Origin of the sequence: Bacillus cereus group sp. RP43 (assembly GCF_040459645.1) — a bacterium.
In the GTDB taxonomy this organism is placed as follows: domain Bacteria; phylum Bacillota; class Bacilli; order Bacillales; family Bacillaceae_G; genus Bacillus_A; species Bacillus_A mycoides_C.
In genome coordinates this window covers 1310367-1326615 of the sequence record NZ_JARVHQ010000001.1, presented here as the reverse complement: position 1 = coordinate 1326615, position 16249 = coordinate 1310367, and the positions used below count along the sequence as shown (strand labels likewise).

The following is a 16249-nucleotide window of genomic DNA, read 5'->3' as shown; positions in this document are numbered from 1 at the left end:
GAGATATTTCACTAGTCGCTTATTGTTAATATTTCTATGATACACTGTACATAGAACCGTTAGACAGGAGCGAAAAAAATGTATCCTACCGAGTACATACAATTTTTAATTCATTTTCATGGAGACCATGATTATTTTGAATGTCATGAAATATTAGAAGAGTATTGGAAATTAAAACCTAGAGGAGAACGTGACAATTACTTAGTCGGTCTCATTCAAATTGCTGTTTCCTTATACCATCACAGACGATCCAACTGGAATGGTGCAGAGAAGATGATAAAAAGCGCAATAGCACTTTTAGAAAAGAACTGTGCGCCGTTACATCAATTAGGAATAGATCATAAACAACTTATATTCTTATTAAATGAGAGACTACAATCTATCCACAAAAAGGAAATTTTCGCGCCATTATTTTTACCATTATTAGACACATCGTTAGAAAAACAATGCATACAGTTATGTAAGAAACAAAACCTCTCTTGGAAAGATGTAAACGTCATTCCTGGTGAATACATCATAAATAAGCACACATTGCGTGATCGAACAGATGTCATTTCTGAACGACACGAACAACTACAAAAAAGAAAGCAGAGATAATAAACTACTTATCCCTGCTTTCATGAATGTATATTTTGTTCAAGCTCTTTACACTTTTTGCAAAAACTTGCTGTTTGCTCATTTCCGCAAATTGTAAACTCAAGAAATTTACTCTTAAGCTCTTGAACCATCTTCGTCCCAATCCCCATATGTCGGTGAGACGGATTCACGCTCAAATGCTGAATTTCCAATACCTGATCTTCTTTTTTTATAATCCCCATTATCCCAACAAAATCTTCATTTTGTTTCCACAAATACAATTGCCAATCCTCTTTCGCTTCATATTCTTTCATTGTCAATTGTAATGTTTTTACATCTTTTTCAGTTGGCATAAATGAAAGAAGCCCCATTGCAATTTTTTCATAACTTTTTTTAAAACGAATTAACATAACCCTTATCCCTTCTTACAAAAGTTACAAACTATTTATCCCATCAATCACTCTTTTCATATCACATTCATTCTACAATATTTTTACCAGAGTGAGAAGAGGCTGAAACAACTTGATAATCATACAAAGCGTTAAGAAGAAAGTCAAATATATGTTTCCACGCTATTTCCTTCTATTACACCGCTCAAAAAAGAGACAATACTATATAGGAACTAAAAGGAAAATCCTTTTCTCATCACATTTTAATTACTAACCACTTTTGAAAAAAGTAGTTCTACCAAAACCAATATGTTAAGAGAAATCCATTTATTGAAGCATATAATTCGTACTCCATCCTATGTATTTTGTTAAAAGTGTGTTCTTGTGAACAATATAATTTAACGTTAGTAGCCGTCCTATTTGTGTCATATACTTTAAAATATATAACAATTCCTGTTTATAGGAAATAAAAAAGGAGAGCAAAATCGCTCTCTTTTCTCATAACTTATTCTTCCCAAACTTTAACTTCTTTCATTACATCGCCTTGACGCATGTTTAATACCGTTTCAATACCGCTTGTTGCTTTACCGAATACAGTATGTACGCCATCTAAATGCGGTTGTGGCTCATGAACAACAAAGAATTGGCTACCACCTGTATTACGACCAGCATGTGCCATAGAAAGTGATCCAACAAGGTGTCTATGAGGATTTCCATCAGTCTCACATGGAATAGAGTAACCTGGGCCACCTGCACCTGTGCCTGTTGGGTCTCCACCTTGGCTTACGAAGCCAGGAATAACGCGGTGGAATGTCACACCATCATAAAATCCTTGCTCTGCTAATTTTTTAAAGTTTTCTACTGTTTTTGGTGCCTCTTCTGGGAAAAATTCTAAATCGATTTTTTCACCATTTTCCATTAATATGTATCCTAAAGTTTTCATATGTATATGTCTCCTTTCAACTATCTCAGCACTATATTAACATATTCATGACGAGAAACAAAAAGAATCCGACAATCTGCATACTTCTTTTTCGAAATGTGGAAAAAGCTAGGTGACAAATTTTAAAAATATACTATAATAACTGTGTTGCCCGAAAATTTTAGAAAGAGAAAGGGAGCGATTTTTCGTGAAAGCGAAATTACTAGCTCTGCTATTAGCTGTAGCCGTATTTATTATGCCAACAGCTTCATTTGCAGACATCATTGAGGGAGAATCAATTGTTACACTAGGAGAAAACTTATCTGAACAACAAAAACAAGAGCTGTTAAAAGAAATGAAAGCACCAAAAGATGCTACAATTATCACTGTGTCTAATGCGGAAGAACATAAATTTCTAGAAGGAATTGTTCCAAAATCACAAATTGGTACAAGAGCAATTTCCTCTTCTATGATTACATACACAAAACCAGGGTCAGGTCTCATTGTACGCTCAAAAAACATTAATTCGATAACAGATGCAATGTACACAAATGCACTTATTACAGCAGGTGTGAAAGATGCAGAGATTCAAATTACTGCACCATTTAAAGTTTCCGGAACTGCTGCTTTAACAGGTTTAATGAAGGCCTATGAAACAACATCGAACAAAGAAATTCCAGAAGATGTTAAAAAAGTAGCCAATGAAGAAATGGTGCAAACAGCAAAACTTGGTGATAAAATCGGTGAAGAAAAAGCAGTTCAACTTGTTGCAAAAATTAAAGAAGAAATTGCAAAAGAACAGCCAAAAACAACTGAAGATTTACGCTCATTAATTAAAAAAATTGCTGATCAACTTGGCATTACATTAACAGATGAACAGTTAGATAACTTAGTAGCGTTATTTGATAAAATGAAAAATCTTAATATCGATTGGAACCAAGTTGGTAGCCAATTAGATAAAGCAAAAGACCATGTGTCTGCCTTCTTAGGATCTGAAGAAGGACAAAGTTTCCTAGATAAAGTAAAAGATTTCTTCTCTAGTATCATTGATTTCGTTAAATCTTTATTCAAGTAAAAAAGAAGCTCGCCAGTGACGAGCTTCTTTTTTATACAAGTAACGGTAATTTCATAATAGCTTCTTCAACCGAACGAACAACATGATTTGCTTTCTCCTTCACATACGGATGAGCATGATGAAGGGTGAAGGAGTGTGGGGTTACTTCAAACATAGAAATATCATTGAAAGAATCTCCAATACATGCAACTTCATTTGCTTCAATTTGTAAATGTTCCATTAATCGCTTCAGAGCCCTTCCTTTACTTACACCTCTTGGCATAATGTCAACATAGCGCTTACCCGATATAAAAACTTCCGCTTCGCTCTGAAATGTATCTCGCAACTCTTGATCTAATGCTACTATTTTTTCTTCTTCTCCAAAAACAAATAATTTCGCAGGATGTACCGTCTTCCCAAATTCCTCTTCTAATTCTTCGATTTCAGCAATATGCACTCCCATATACTCTTCAAAAGTATGATGATGTTCATTCTTTCTTTTTGTATATCGCTGCTCATTTGCACAAACAATATCTGCTAGTCCCTTTTTATGTATATATCGATATATTTCCTGGGCAACCCCATCTTCAAAACTCGATTCATGAAATACTTTTCCATCCGGTAGTATCATTGTCGCTCCATTTAAACTAGTTGTGTAATACGGGAACGAAAACCTTTTTACCGCCTCATCAATTCGGTGAGTAAAACGGCCAGAGGCAAAACAAATATTTGTCCCTTTTTCAGCTAGCCAACAAAGCGCTCGTTCATCTTCTTTTTGCATATGATTCACATTGTAAACGAGCGTATCATCTAAATCACTTACAAATAATTTAATCATGTCCTCTTCCCCTTTCATACACAATATCTACTCTAATTGTACAAAAAAAATGTTTGATTTTTGTTAAAAAAACAATAAATTTTCAATAAAAAATAAGCGGGAGCATAATCCCGCTTATTTTTGTCTTCGCACATTTTGAGGTCTTACAATACTTGGACGAACCTTTAAACTAGACATAGTTGGACGAAGTAAAATTTTCGTTAACGCACCCCAATCAAACGGTAAAAACGGCCATAAATACGGTGTTTGTAAGCTTTTTATAGATGTTAAAAATAGAATCAATATCGTCATTCCAATTACAAATCCCATTTCATGAAATATGCCTGTTAAAATAATTACAAACAATTTTCCAATCTTATTCCCAAGCCCTAACTCATAACTCGGCGTAGCATATGCACCAATCATAGAAACTGCTACGTATAAAATAACTTCTGGTACAAACAAACCTACATCAATTGCAATTTGACCAATTAATATAGCAGAAATTAATCCTGCTGCAGACGACAATGATGTCGGTGTATGAATGGCAGCCATCCTTAAAAATTCGAGTCCGATTTCAGCCATCAAAATTTGTAATAAAATTGGTAAATGCGTCATCTTATTCGGTCCAATGAAAGCTAGACTTTCCGGTAAAAGAGTTGGATCAAAAACAAAAACTAACCAAAATGGCAGTAAGAACAGTGAAAATATAACACCTAAAAAACGTACCCAACGTAAAAATGTACCTACAGCTGGATTTTGTCTAAACTCTTCTGCATGTTGTAAATGGTGGAAATATGTTGTTGGAGTGATCATAGCACTTGGCGATGTATCAACGAGTACTAACACATGTCCTTCTAACAGATGATTTGCTGCTACATCTGGTCTTTCTGTGTATCGAATAAGCGGGAATGGATTATAACCTTGTTTGACTACAAATTCTTCTACCGTTTTATCCGCCATCGTAATCCCATCTACTTCAATGCTATTTAATTCTTGTTTTATAATCTTCACTAAATCCGGGTTTGCAACATCTTGTACATATGTAATACAAATATCCGTTTGCGATCTATCCCCTACTCGAATCATTTCGTTTCGAAGACGCGGGTCGCGTATCCTTCTACGAATTAACGCTGTATTTACAACGATATTTTCAACAAAGCCATCTCTTGCACCACGTACTACCTTTTCTGTATCTGGTTCTGTCGGTGTCCGGCCAGGATAACTACGAACATCTATTGCGAATGCTTCCGTTTCACCTTCTACAAATATAACAATAAGTCCTGATAATACTTGGAGCATTACCTCATCCATCGTTTTTACTTTACTTACTTGTTGATGAATTAAACGATTCTCTAAAAGCTTTACTGTATCTTCTTCTACATCCCTTATTTCATTTGTGTCCACCGCTTCTTCTAAAATAGGGATAATATAATTCGTATCACAAAGTCCATTTACAAATAACACACCAATTTCTTTATTTAAAATTTGAAATTTACGAATACCAACATCGTATGTAACACCCAGTCCAACTGTTTGCTTTAAATAATTTTCATTATCACTTAAAAAAGATGAAATCGGGATACTCACTTTTTTAGGCTTCGTCATAAAACCCACTCCTTTCCAAAATTAATTGAATTGCTTTTCTAGTAATAGGTGATCCTCTCTCCCATTCATCATTTCCGCACATCTTGCCAATATCACCGACCCCCACAATGACAGGAACATTCAGCCCATCTAAACAATAAATCGTATCCCCACTAATCCTGCCAATTTCACCATCTGGGAGTCCAAATTTATCAACGCCGTATTCCGTCAAATTCCCATTCCGATCTACACTTACATCTACACGCGCCCATTCCCAATGATGTGTATTAGATGCTACTGCTAAAATACCCAGTACATCCACTTGTTTATGTGTTGCGACATACTTTAACGCCTTTTCACCAGGTCCTTCTCCTATAAATCCGCTGTCATCAAACATGACAAATACAGGGTCATATGGCGTTTGCATAATAAGCTCAACAACTTTCTTCCCTGTCAATTTGGTCGGATTACTTTGCGATGCTGAAATACACCTTCCCCCAAATTCCTTTGTTAACAGCTCAATTGTCCGCTTTGCATATTCATCTCCATCTGTGACCAAAACAACCCTTCGTCTCATTTGATTTATCCTTTCGGTTTACATATAAGTGCAACAAAAAATGAAAATAATATCGCTGCGGAAATCCCCGCAGACGTTAAGCTAAACATACCGATTCCAATTCCTAAATATCCATGTTTTTCTGCCGCATGCATTGCCCCGTGTAATAGTGAATGTCCAAAACTTGTAATAGGGACTGTTGCCCCAGCACCTGCAAATTTTATAAGCTTATCGTACAATCCGAATCCGTCTAAAATAGCTCCGGCGACTACAAAAGTTGCCATTAAATGTGCCGGTGTTAACTTTGCGAAATCTAGCAACACTTGTCCAATTACACAAATAGCTCCTCCTACAAGAAATGCATATATAAAATCCACAATTCACTCTCCTTTAACTCTTTCAAACACAACACCATGCGCAATCGTTGGAATCGTTTCCTTTTGCTGCATCATCACCGGGCTTAATAAAGCTCCAGTTGCAACGACAAAAATCCGTTGTAAGTTCCCTTTTTGCATTTCACGCAATAAATGGCCGTATGTTACAACAGCTGAACAGGCACAACCACTGCCCCCTGCAAACACTTCTTCTTGATTTGAATTGTAAATCATTAACCCACAATCGTTGTATACATTCCCCAAATCATACCCTTCCTCAAGTAAAAGTTGTTTCGTAATTGGTGTACCAACAGCTGATAAATCACCAGTAACAATAAGATCATAATCAGCTGCACTTCTTCTCAAATCTTCAAAATGCTGTTGAATTGTATGAGCAGCAGCTGGCGCCATTGCTGATCCCATATCTAAAGGATTCGCAATTCCTAAATCCTGTACTTTGCCGATTGTTGCTGCTGTTATTTTAATTGCACTCTCTTCATTGCTAATCAATATTGACCCTGCTCCAGTAACAGTTGAGTTTGCTGTCCCTGGCTTTTGTCCTCCGTATTCTGTTGGGGAACGAAATTGTCTTTCAGCCGTCGCATTATGACTACTTACTGTAGCTAAAATACGATTCGCAAATCCACCATCTATAAAAGCTGATCCAATCGCCAAAGTTTCCATTGACGTCGCACAAGCGCTGAACATCCCTAAAAAAGGAATACCATACTCACGAGCAACGTAATTTGCTGTCACTGTTTGGTTTAATAAATCTCCCGCTAAAAAGAAATCAATTTGTGATTTTTTTATATTCCCTTTTTGCATCGCTTGTTGAATCGAGTCTGACATTAACCTTCGTTCAGCAAGTTCCCAGTTTTCCTCTCCGCAATGTAAGTCAGAATATGAAATATCAAAATCCTTTCCAAGAGGGCCTTCAGCTTCTTTCGGACCGACAGCAGTACCAGTTGCATTCACGAAGATATCATTTTGAAATACCCACGTTTGTTTCCCTGTCAATCTCATACCTATCCCTCCTTTAAGACGTTAAAATTTGAAATGTATATCTTATTAACCCGATAATATATGCACCGACGACTCCAAATACAATGACACTTCCTGCAAGCTTAAACATGTTAGTAGCAATTCCGAGAACAACTCCTTCACTCCTATGTTCTAGCGCGGCACTCGCCATAGAATTCGCAAATCCAGTAACTGGTACTGCTGATCCCGCTCCAGAAAACTGCCCGATTTTATCATATACACCACACCCTGTTAAAATCGCCGACAATAAAACAAGCGTTGCAACTGTCGGATTTCCTGCCTCTTGTTCACTAAAGTGAAAATAATGTATATAAAATTTCATCAATATTTCTCCGACTGTACAAATGAGCCCACCTACAAGAAATGCCTTCACACAATTTAGCAAATAGTTTGGCTTTGGATGGTACTCCTTCACTTTATTTATGTAATCATCTTTCAGTTTTCGCCTTGTCATATATATTGCCTCCTACTTTACGAAATAAATCCAGTGAAACAATGAGCCTATTACTTTTCCAAGTACAAGAGCAACGAGTAAAACAACAATTTTCCCCTCTACCCCGACTCGTTTCGCTAAAATAGGTAAAACATTTAATACTTCTGTTAATGCCGCAGCAAGCATTCCAATGAATGTGCCACAAAATACCCCTAATATTACAAGCCAATATTGCGATGTTTGAAATGTAATGTTTTTCAAACTACACCAAGCCCCAGTTAAAGTACCCGCAATGACAGCCCACTCAAAATATTGAATATGCTTTCCACTTCTCGTTAATTGAGCTAAGCGCGGGATAATACCGAGAACAGCTAAAAAGGCAACATATCCGCTACCTACTGCAATCCCGCCAGCTAAACCAATTAATATAACAAACCCACATTCAATCATCGGCAAGCTGTTTCGTGTTATCCTTGTTTTCATTAACAATTACATATTGATCAAGCGACTGTTGATATTGAAACATCTCAACTTCTAACGGACTAGGCTCTTCATTAATTCGCTTTTGAAATACATGATTAAAAAATAAAACCATACCTAATCCAAGACCTACTGAATATGGAACTTGAAATAATAGTGGTTGCTCCTTAAACTCTCCAGTAATCATGTAATATAACCGTTGATGTACTTGTTGCATACTTACATCCTCATGGAAATAAATTATCGCAAGGGCCGCTCCAATGAAAAGCAACAACCATACAAGTCCAAAGAAAACCGGATGCACTTTCTTTTTTTCATATATAATTTCAACAAGAGTTTGTCCAGAACCCAGTAAATTAATTTGTACATGAGATGCTTTTTGTTGAATAATCTCAATTACTTTCATGACATCAATTACAACATGCGTCTTATCATGTGCTGTTATGTTGTAAACTATCTCATTTTGTAACGACTCAACTACAAAAGAATCTCCTGCAAGTTGAGCAACATCGCTCAGCTTTACTTCATACGTAGGAGAAACTTTTAAACGATTGCGCATTTTAATATAAATTGTTCCTTCCAATTTTCATTCACCTCTTCCTCGTAGTTGTAGTATGGTTATTGAATTTTTTTCTAATACAATTTTTTCATAAAAAAACATCTGTACCGTTTCGGTACAGATGTTTTTAGTTTATGCCTTTTTCTTAAATAAATTTGCGATACTTAATGCGAGCCCTCCCCAAATGACTACAATACCAATAACCATCATCATGATCGCTGATCCACTCATCATGAAACACCTCGGTCCTTCCATTCTTTTTCAAGCTGGGCAGAATCTGAATGTATTTGTGCATTCCATTTTTTCAGACCAATAACTAGCGCGACTAGAAGGAATGCTGCCGCTATCGACCAACCATACGTTACAACAAAAAAAATCGAATAGATAGCTATTCATCTATTCGATCTTTCATTTGTTTTAATATTTTCTTTTCAAGTCTTGAAACTTGTACTTGCGAAATGCCTATACGCTCCGCTACTTCTGATTGGGTTTGGTCTTTATAATAGCGCAAATATACAATTAGCCGTTCTCGTTCATCCAGTTCTCTGATTGCTTCTTTTAACGCAATTTTATCAAACCATTTCGTTTCCGATTGATCTGCAATTTGATCTAAAATAGTAATTGGATCCCCATCGTTTTCATACACAGTTTCATGTATCGATGAAGGAGCGCGACTCGCTTCTTGCGCCAGAACAACTTCTTCTGGCGTTAGTTCAAGAGCCTCTGCTACCTCATTAATCGTTGGAGCCCTTCCAAATTCTTTCGAAAGCTCGTCTCTCATCTTTCGGACTTTGTTTCCTGTTTCTTTTAAAGATCTACTTACTTTTACTGATCCATCGTCACGTAAAAATCGTTGTATTTCACCGATAATCATTGGAACTGCATATGTTGAAAATTTCACGTCGAAAGATAAATCAAATTTATCTACCGATTTTAAGAGTCCAATACATCCAATTTGAAATAAATCATCTGGTTCGTATCCTCGATTAAGAAATCGCTGCACAACCGACCATACGAGACGCATATTACTTTGAACGATTGTATCTCTCGCTTGTTGATCTCCATCTTGACTTTTTTGAATTAACGCTTTTAGCTCGTGGTCCTTTAACTGAGGTTTCTTCTTCTCATTTCTGACCTCTATGTCCATTGGCTATTCTCCTTAATTGCATAGAGCGTTACTATTTGATAAGTATTTTGTCAAATGGATTGTTGTCCCGAAAGATTCGTTTGAAATAACCTCTACTTCATCCATAAAATTTTCCATGATAGTAAATCCCATTCCGGAACGCTCTAATTCAGGTTTAGTTGTAAAAAGGGGTTGTCTTGCTTCATCTAAGTTAAAGATACCAATCCCTTCATCTCGAATCGTGAGTTTCACCATTGCCTCTTCCAAAATCACTGAAATATAAACAACACCTTCTGCATTTCCTTCATACCCATGAATAATTGCATTTGTAACCGCTTCTGACACAACTGTTTTAATCTCTGTTAGTTCTTCCATCGTCGGGTCTAATTGCGCAATAAAAGCAGCTACCGTAACACGAGCGAATGATTCATTCTGACTTAACGCTGAAAATTGAAGGTTCATTTCATTTCTCATTTATGCCACCCCCAACGTCGCGAGCGCATGCGCTTCACTTTCTTCTAAACGAACAATTTTGAATAGACCTGACATTTCAAATAAACGTTTAACAGGCGGTGAAATTGCACAGACAACCATTTCTCCACCTAATCCCTTTACATGTTTATATCGGCCTAATATAACGCCTAAACCAGAACTATCCATAAATGTTAAGTTCTCTAGGCTCAAAACAATATGATGAACACCATGTGTCTCAATCATATCTGTGACTTTCGTTCGCAACTCTTCAGCAGTATGATGATCTAATTCACCCTCTAGCCTCACACATAAGACGTCACGTTTTACTTCTAAATGCATGGAAAGACTCACACGATTTCCTCCTTATGCTCAAACTTTACTCTTTAACATAAGATTTTCGTGATATAAAATAAGAATCCTTCCTACTGACAAAAGAAGAACTATTTCGTCATAAAGTGAAACCTTTCAGCAATTATCCCTGTAAATACGAACAGAAAGCGGCAAAATTCTCACCGCTATTTTGATGTTGAAAACATCCCAAAGCTTCGTTTAAATAACTCCCACCAGCTAGCTGCCTCAACATCTTCTTTCGCTACAATTGTTTGTTTTAATAAAACATCTTTATCTCTTTTAATAACAAGTGTGCCGAGTGCATCACCTTTTTTAATCGGTGCCTTCACTTTCTTTTCTGCAATCACTTCTTGTTTTACTTTGTCCATGTTTTCGCCCTTCTTCATAAGAAGAGACACATTGTCTGACGCAACTAAATCTACTTTTTCTTTTTTACCTTTTCCTACTTGTACAGTCTTAATTTTTTCGCCTCGTGTATACAATTTTTTTGTCATATATTGACCAAATGCATAGTCAAGCAGCTTCGTTACTTGATTGTTCCGTTCTTTTGAAGTAGGTGCTCCCATAACAACTGAAATGACACGCATTCCATTTTTTTCAGCTGATGCTGTTAAACAATATTTCGCTTCCGTCGTAAAGCCCGTTTTCACTCCATCTACTCCAGGATAAAAACGTACTAGCTTATTCGTATTAACGAGCCAAAATTTCTTATCCGTATTTTCACGTAAATAGTCTTCATATTTACCTGTATATTTTCGAATAAGTGGATACTTCATCAATTCTTTCGCCATAATAGCCATATCATTCGCTGTGGAATAATGATCTTTCGCCGGGAGACCTGTTGGGTTTTGAAAATGTGTATTTTTCAGTCCTAAATCTCTCGCTTTTTTGTTCATCATATTTACGAATCCTTCTTCTGAACCGGCGATATGCTCCGCTACTGCAACCGACGCATCATTTCCAGATGCAATAGCAATACCCTTTAGCATTTCATTTACAGTCATCTCTTCTCCAGGCTCTAAAAAGATTTGTGATCCACCCATTGAAGCTGCATGCTCACTTGCTCTAACTTTATCGGTCAGTTTTAGTTTTCCTTTTTCAACTTGTTCCATAATTAATAGCATTGTCATAATCTTCGTCATACTAGCAGGTGGTAATTTCTCATTTGGATTTTTGTCAAACAAAACTTTACCTGTATCTTGTTCAATTACAATTGCTGACGACGCTTGTTCCGCTAACTTCGGCGCTGTTTCTTCTGTTTTCTCCTGCTTCGTCTTCTCAGATTGTGCGAAACTAACTGAAGTACCAGAAAGCAATAACATGAAACAAACAAGTATTCCAAAAACTCGCTTCATGACTAACCCTCCATTCTATATCAGACCTATTTTTTCCAATTTTTTATTTTTTAATACCATATTTTTCTAATATTTTCAGTTGACAAATACATTCATTACCTATATTGTATTAAGTGTATTACATACAGTAGTACACTTAATACACGTCAGAAAGGAGACATTGCTCTTGCATATTCAACTTGATCCAAGAAGCAACACTCCGATATGGGAACAAATTGTTCAAAATATAAAAGAACTCGTATTGAAAAACATGTTAGCTCCAAGTGATAAACTTCCTTCTGTACGCGAACTCGCTTCTTTACTCGTTATAAATCCAAATACAGTAAGTAAGGCCTATCAAGAATTAGAGCGACAAGGGATTATTGAAACATTACGAGGAAAAGGAACATTTGTAGCCCAATCGATTACCCCAACATTAGACGAAAGGAAAATCGCTATGGTTGAAAAGCAATTTCATCAATTATTACTAGAAGCCTCTTATCTTGGGATTACGAAAGATAAAATTCACTATTGGATAGATTCATACTACAAGGAGATTGGAGGAAATACGGATGCTGAAAGTGACAAGCTTGAAGAAAACAATTGATAATCAAACGATTTTAGACAATGTTTCTTTCACATTACAAAAAGGTAGTATCATCGGATTACTCGGAAGAAACGGTGCGGGAAAAACAACTTTATTACGAACGATGGTCGGCATTTTAGACCCCGATGAAGGAACTGTTACATATGAGGATACAGATGTTCATAAGCATCCTGAAATTAAACAAAAAGTTGTATACGTTCCAGATTCTACTAACATATTAAACGGATATACAGTGAAGGAAATCGTGAAGTTTTATAAAGCCGTTTATACAGCATTTGATGAACAATATTTTTATGAAATATTAGAACGTTTTAATTTACCAAACAAACGTATTCGTAGTTACTCAAAAGGAATGAAAGCACTGCTTGCGATCATTTTAGCTTTCGCTACAAAAGCAGAATATATCATTTTAGATGAACCGACAAACGGACTTGATCCTATCGTTAAAAGACAGATTTTGCAGTTTCTCGTTGGAGAAGTTGCAGAAAAAGAGATTACCCTTTTCATCTCCACTCACCATTTAGATGAAGTGGAACAAATTGCAGATACAATCATTATATTAAAAGGCCATACTATATCTTCTATTACATCACTAGACGATGCAAAATCACGATTTGCTAAAATCCAAGTTGCTTACGAACGTTCATTACCTCAAAAACTAGAAAACTTAAGCAATATTAAAATATTAAATCAAACAGGAAAAGTATATACAATCTTAATTGAGGGAAATGTGGCTACAACACTGGAGAAGTTTTATAAAGAACAACCTATACTCATTGAAGAATTAACAATGTCACTTGAAGATGTCTTCGTTACGACACTAGAGGAGGATGGGTATGTTTCATAAGGCGTTGTGGACGTGGAATTGGAAACGTGGGAAATATGCTGTGTTACTATTCTTCTTTAGTTCGCTTTACTTGTTACCTTTTGACTACTATAGAAGTGCTCAGCAACAACTTGATGCGTATTACGAATTACAAGAAAAAGGGAAACACTATTATTATTTTTATACCTTTTCTTCAGGAGCAGGTAATAGTTTTTGGTTAACCGTTCTTATCATTGCTTTAGCCTGCTTATTGATAGGATGGGAACGTAGCAATCAATCTAATACACTACTTATGACAATGCCATTTAAAAGAAAAGATGTTTTCTTATCTAAATGGACTTTCGGTTCCGTTTGTATTGTGAGCTCGTTACTTGTAAATTGGATTCTTATGTATGTTATTTATAGAACAACTATTCATTTTGATTATCAATCATTTAGTCCATTTCACCGATACTTTCTTTATGCAATTATTTCTTATGTCGCAGTTTATACAGCTGCTTTATGTATCGGTACTTTTACTGGAAGCGTTGTTTCGCAGATTGTTTTTTGTATTCCGTGGTTACTAGCGGGGGTTACATTTATTACATTACTATACACTTTTACAACAAACCATTTATACGCTGCAAATATAAAAAGTGAAAACTTATATCGACAACTTTATGAAATCAATCAAAAAACAAATATAGTTGCACCAATTTACCGCTTTTCTATTAATTATAACTATGATCCAGAATACCGAAAGCAGGAAAACGATCCAACTGCTTTAAGAAATCCAGCATCTCATATGTATTATTCAGCCAAGTCAATGTTAGTCCCTATTTTCTATACGATATTTTATTTACTACTTGGGACATATTTATATACACGATCGCCAAATGAAAACGGTCAAAAGATATTTATTTTCCAAAAGCATTTACGAATATGGATATGGGGGACAACCATTTACTTTGCATTACTAGGCGGATACAAAATAAATCATTTTAATTTCTTACCTAGCTACTATATCGGTTTGTTTCTAACTGGAATCATTACTTATGTTGTATTATCACGCCTAACAAATTATAAAGTTTTTTAAAGGAGAGATCCTATGTTTCAAAAAGCACTATGGCTAAGAACATATCAACAAAGTAAATATGCTGTATGGTTATTTTGGCTCGTCAGCTTCTATACTTTGTCATATTACTACTATATGACTTCTATTCAACAGCAACAATTTCTAAATGACAATAAAAAATGGAACTATGTATATCATTATCACTTTGATTTAACACTCATAAACTCTGTCATACTGTTAGGTAGTGTGCTTATCGTGCTAGCTTGTACGTTAATTGGATGGGAAAGACAAAATAACTCTAGCGACTTGTTATGGTCTATGCCCTTTAAACGTTCACACCTTTATATAACAAAGTGGTTGTTTGGAATCTGTAATATTGCCGCTGTTGTCATTTTAAACTGGGGACTATTTGCTATTATGAAAAAGGTAACTTTTCATAATAAATATCAAGTATTTTCCCCCTTTCATAGTTATTTTATATACATGTTAATTGTATTAATTGCTATTTATACACTTGCCTTATGTATAGGAACAATTGCTGGGAATATTATATCGCAAGGATTTCTTACTGCAGCTCTATTAATGTTCCCAGTTATACTTCCATCACTTATCTCAGGAGTCATTGCTGTTCACTCAAACACTGAATTTCATGAGGGCAATGGTCTTATACATGATTTGATGGAAAACATACGTATTTCTAGTCCAGCAGAAGATTTTAATATTAACTTTAATTATGATCCACAAAGCGCTTATACCGATCAAAATGGAGTACGTCATAACGAACCAAACTTTACAAAGATTCCACCAACAAAAACATTAATTGGACCTATTGTAAATATAATTATTTTATTACCACTCGGTATATATTTATATGTTCGTTCAGTAAATGAAAGAAATGGTAACTATCTATTATATCCAAGGTTACAAAAGTTAGTTATAGCATGTGCTATTTTCTTTGTTGGAATCGTTGGAGGTTTAATACTAAGCCGCGCACAGTCATTGCCCAGCTTTTACATTGGATTTTTAGTAGCTAGCTTAATTACCTATTTCCTTCTACCTAAAATATTAAAATGGAAAGTCTCTTGGAATTTCAAATAAAATAGCCCCCTCGCTAAGAGGAGGCTATTTCACATTCTCTCTCCTATCCCCATACACCATCTCTTCTTTCATCCCGAATCCATCACCATTTTGTACAATTTGCTCTGTCGGTGCGACTACACTTTCAGCAATTTTCCATTCCCCTTGCTCTTTCATAAATACTTGCAGAAAATAGTTCATGCCATTTAGCTGATATGCATTTTCTTTTTTCACATTATAGTGTACCGCAATGTAGTACACTTGAATATTTTCTTTTCCTGCTTTTGATACGTATTGCGATAATCTTGGAATGTACATAGATGCTTTCTTAAATGGTAAGTGCTTTGCTTTCACGAGCGATGAACTTGTTACATTACGCAGAGTGTCCTGATTACGAATATTATCACTATGATGAAATAATACTGCGTTTTGCATAGAACGAACCCATAATTTCGAATACAAGACAGTATTATCATTTTCAATGTACTTCACTTCTTTTTGCACCACTTGGATAGGGGTATCGGCGTACATGAATGTAGTAAAGCAGAAAAAACTTCCAAGTAAAATGGTAAGTGCAGCAATATATTTCATAATCTTTCCTCCGATCTTTTT

General features: G+C 35.7%; 22 protein-coding genes. 6 read left to right on the top strand and 16 right to left on the bottom strand.

From position 1 onward, the window contains the following. The first annotated feature begins 78 nt into the window (after positions 1-78). Positions 79-597, top strand: coding sequence for a DUF309 domain-containing protein (locus QCI75_RS07040; protein ID WP_144504359.1), 519 nt, complete (start codon positions 79-81; stop codon positions 595-597). 20 nt (positions 598-617) lie between these two features. Here the strand turns inward: QCI75_RS07040 and ribT are convergent, their stop codons facing one another. After that, positions 618-986 carry a GNAT family N-acetyltransferase RibT gene (gene ribT / locus QCI75_RS07035; RefSeq protein ID WP_000908403.1) on the bottom strand — a complete coding sequence of 123 codons (369 nt, stop codon included), beginning with the start codon at positions 984-986 and terminating at the stop codon, positions 618-620. 484 nt (positions 987-1470) lie between these two features. Further along, on the bottom strand, positions 1471-1908 hold the full coding sequence (locus tag QCI75_RS07030) for a peptidylprolyl isomerase (RefSeq protein ID WP_000853785.1): 438 nt from the start codon (positions 1906-1908) through the stop codon (positions 1471-1473). 187 nt (positions 1909-2095) lie between these two features. On the opposite strand from QCI75_RS07030, the gene QCI75_RS07025 reads away from it, so the two are divergent. Then, positions 2096-2962 carry a DUF1002 domain-containing protein gene (locus tag QCI75_RS07025; protein ID WP_070144735.1) on the top strand — a complete coding sequence of 289 codons (867 nt, stop codon included), beginning with the start codon at positions 2096-2098 and terminating at the stop codon, positions 2960-2962. Between the two features lie 31 nt (positions 2963-2993). On the opposite strand, the gene QCI75_RS07020 is transcribed toward QCI75_RS07025, so the two are convergent. The 13 genes from QCI75_RS07020 to dacF all read right to left on the bottom strand — a co-directional run bounded on the left by QCI75_RS07020 (position 2994) and on the right by dacF (position 12094). Next, positions 2994-3797, bottom strand: coding sequence for a Cof-type HAD-IIB family hydrolase (locus QCI75_RS07020; protein ID WP_144504361.1), 804 nt, complete (start codon positions 3795-3797; stop codon positions 2994-2996). A gap of 96 nt (positions 3798-3893) precedes the next feature. Continuing rightward, a complete protein-coding gene (gene spoVAF, locus QCI75_RS07015; protein ID WP_144504363.1) occupies positions 3894-5366 on the bottom strand; it encodes a spore germination protein SpoVAF in 1473 nt (490 codons plus the stop codon). Beyond that, positions 5353-5922 (bottom strand): stage V sporulation protein SpoVABEA, encoded by a 570-nt coding sequence (gene spoVAEA / locus QCI75_RS07010; protein WP_002138193.1) that lies wholly within the window; start codon positions 5920-5922, stop codon positions 5353-5355. Before spoVAEA ends, spoVAF begins: the two co-directional genes overlap by 14 nt. Before the next feature lie 5 nt (positions 5923-5927). Then, on the bottom strand, positions 5928-6278 hold the full coding sequence (spoVAE, locus tag QCI75_RS07005) for a stage V sporulation protein AE (protein ID WP_002014916.1): 351 nt from the start codon (positions 6276-6278) through the stop codon (positions 5928-5930). A 3-nt stretch (positions 6279-6281) separates the two neighbouring features. Then, positions 6282-7298: a stage V sporulation protein AD gene (gene spoVAD / locus QCI75_RS07000; RefSeq protein ID WP_144504365.1), complete on the bottom strand. Its 1017-nt coding sequence runs from the start codon at positions 7296-7298 to the stop codon at positions 6282-6284. Positions 7299-7311: 13 nt separating this feature from the next. Then, a complete protein-coding gene (gene spoVAC, locus QCI75_RS06995; RefSeq protein ID WP_144504367.1) occupies positions 7312-7770 on the bottom strand; it encodes a stage V sporulation protein AC in 459 nt (152 codons plus the stop codon). Between the two features lie 12 nt (positions 7771-7782). Next, positions 7783-8199: a stage V sporulation protein SpoVAB gene (gene spoVAB, locus QCI75_RS06990; RefSeq protein WP_353760138.1), complete on the bottom strand. Its 417-nt coding sequence runs from the start codon at positions 8197-8199 to the stop codon at positions 7783-7785. After that, positions 8192-8812, bottom strand: a complete 621-nt coding sequence (locus QCI75_RS06985) for a stage V sporulation protein AA (RefSeq protein ID WP_098776635.1) — start codon at positions 8810-8812, stop codon at positions 8192-8194. The genes spoVAB and QCI75_RS06985 overlap by 8 nt, the downstream gene beginning before the upstream one ends. 108 nt (positions 8813-8920) lie before the next feature. Further along, positions 8921-9019 (bottom strand): methionine/alanine import family NSS transporter small subunit, encoded by a 99-nt coding sequence (locus QCI75_RS06980; protein ID WP_000016826.1) that lies wholly within the window; start codon positions 9017-9019, stop codon positions 8921-8923. Between the two features lie 157 nt (positions 9020-9176). Continuing rightward, positions 9177-9935, bottom strand: coding sequence for an RNA polymerase sporulation sigma factor SigF (gene sigF / locus QCI75_RS06975; protein ID WP_002111619.1), 759 nt, complete (start codon positions 9933-9935; stop codon positions 9177-9179). 12 nt (positions 9936-9947) lie between these two features. Then, positions 9948-10388: an anti-sigma F factor gene (spoIIAB, locus tag QCI75_RS06970; RefSeq protein WP_001243400.1), complete on the bottom strand. Its 441-nt coding sequence runs from the start codon at positions 10386-10388 to the stop codon at positions 9948-9950. Beyond that, the gene (gene spoIIAA / locus QCI75_RS06965; protein ID WP_002088460.1) at positions 10389-10739 is read right to left on the bottom strand and encodes an anti-sigma F factor antagonist; all 351 of its coding nucleotides are present in this window, start codon (positions 10737-10739) and stop codon (positions 10389-10391) included. 164 nt (positions 10740-10903) lie between these two features. Beyond that, positions 10904-12094, bottom strand: coding sequence for a serine-type D-Ala-D-Ala carboxypeptidase DacF (dacF, locus tag QCI75_RS06960; protein ID WP_353760136.1), 1191 nt, complete (start codon positions 12092-12094; stop codon positions 10904-10906). 166 nt (positions 12095-12260) lie between these two features. On the opposite strand from dacF, the gene QCI75_RS06955 reads away from it, so the two are divergent. The 4 genes from QCI75_RS06955 to QCI75_RS06940 are packed head-to-tail and all read left to right on the top strand — an operon-like array spanning position 12261 to position 15658. After that, a complete protein-coding gene (locus QCI75_RS06955; protein WP_353760135.1) occupies positions 12261-12680 on the top strand; it encodes a GntR family transcriptional regulator in 420 nt (139 codons plus the stop codon). Beyond that, entirely contained in the window at positions 12646-13527 is an 882-nt protein-coding gene (locus QCI75_RS06950; RefSeq protein WP_353760133.1) for an ABC transporter ATP-binding protein, read from the top strand. The genes QCI75_RS06955 and QCI75_RS06950 overlap by 35 nt, the downstream gene beginning before the upstream one ends. Next, a complete protein-coding gene (locus QCI75_RS06945) occupies positions 13517-14581 on the top strand; it encodes an ABC transporter permease subunit (RefSeq protein ID WP_353760131.1) in 1065 nt (354 codons plus the stop codon). Before QCI75_RS06950 ends, QCI75_RS06945 begins: the two co-directional genes overlap by 11 nt. A gap of 12 nt (positions 14582-14593) precedes the next feature. Further along, positions 14594-15658 (top strand): ABC transporter permease subunit, encoded by a 1065-nt coding sequence (locus QCI75_RS06940; protein WP_353760130.1) that lies wholly within the window; start codon positions 14594-14596, stop codon positions 15656-15658. A gap of 24 nt (positions 15659-15682) precedes the next feature. Here the strand turns inward: QCI75_RS06940 and QCI75_RS06935 are convergent, their stop codons facing one another. Beyond that, the gene (locus QCI75_RS06935) at positions 15683-16228 is read right to left on the bottom strand and encodes a hypothetical protein (protein WP_098776628.1); all 546 of its coding nucleotides are present in this window, start codon (positions 16226-16228) and stop codon (positions 15683-15685) included. Positions 16229-16249 lie beyond the last annotated feature (21 nt).

Excerpts from the sequence above, each read along its gene's own strand:
- ribT (WP_000908403.1), bottom strand. The coding sequence starts at position 986 with ATGTTAATTCGTTTTAAAAAAAGTTATGAAAAAATTGCAATGGGGCTT.
- dacF (WP_353760136.1), bottom strand. The coding sequence starts at position 12,094 with ATGAAGCGAGTTTTTGGAATACTTGTTTGTTTCATGTTATTGCTTTCT.
- QCI75_RS06980 (WP_000016826.1), bottom strand. The coding sequence starts at position 9,019 with ATGAGTGGATCAGCGATCATGATGATGGTTATTGGTATTGTAGTCATT.
- spoVAD (WP_144504365.1), bottom strand. The coding sequence starts at position 7,298 with ATGAGATTGACAGGGAAACAAACGTGGGTATTTCAAAATGATATCTTC.
- sigF (WP_002111619.1), bottom strand. The coding sequence starts at position 9,935 with ATGGACATAGAGGTCAGAAATGAGAAGAAGAAACCTCAGTTAAAGGAC.
- QCI75_RS07030 (WP_000853785.1), bottom strand. The coding sequence starts at position 1,908 with ATGAAAACTTTAGGATACATATTAATGGAAAATGGTGAAAAAATCGAT.
- QCI75_RS06935 (WP_098776628.1), bottom strand. The coding sequence starts at position 16,228 with ATGAAATATATTGCTGCACTTACCATTTTACTTGGAAGTTTTTTCTGC.
- QCI75_RS06950 (WP_353760133.1), top strand. The coding sequence starts at position 12,646 with ATGCTGAAAGTGACAAGCTTGAAGAAAACAATTGATAATCAAACGATT.
- QCI75_RS07040 (WP_144504359.1), top strand. The coding sequence starts at position 79 with ATGTATCCTACCGAGTACATACAATTTTTAATTCATTTTCATGGAGAC.
- spoVAF (WP_144504363.1), bottom strand. The coding sequence starts at position 5,366 with ATGACGAAGCCTAAAAAAGTGAGTATCCCGATTTCATCTTTTTTAAGT.
- spoVAC (WP_144504367.1), bottom strand. The coding sequence starts at position 7,770 with ATGACAAGGCGAAAACTGAAAGATGATTACATAAATAAAGTGAAGGAG.
- spoVAB (WP_353760138.1), bottom strand. The coding sequence starts at position 8,199 with ATGATTGAATGTGGGTTTGTTATATTAATTGGTTTAGCTGGCGGGATT.
- spoVAEA (WP_002138193.1), bottom strand. The coding sequence starts at position 5,922 with ATGAGACGAAGGGTTGTTTTGGTCACAGATGGAGATGAATATGCAAAG.
- QCI75_RS06945 (WP_353760131.1), top strand. The coding sequence starts at position 13,517 with ATGTTTCATAAGGCGTTGTGGACGTGGAATTGGAAACGTGGGAAATAT.
- QCI75_RS07020 (WP_144504361.1), bottom strand. The coding sequence starts at position 3,797 with ATGAAAGGGGAAGAGGACATGATTAAATTATTTGTAAGTGATTTAGAT.
- QCI75_RS06940 (WP_353760130.1), top strand. The coding sequence starts at position 14,594 with ATGTTTCAAAAAGCACTATGGCTAAGAACATATCAACAAAGTAAATAT.
- spoIIAB (WP_001243400.1), bottom strand. The coding sequence starts at position 10,388 with ATGAGAAATGAAATGAACCTTCAATTTTCAGCGTTAAGTCAGAATGAA.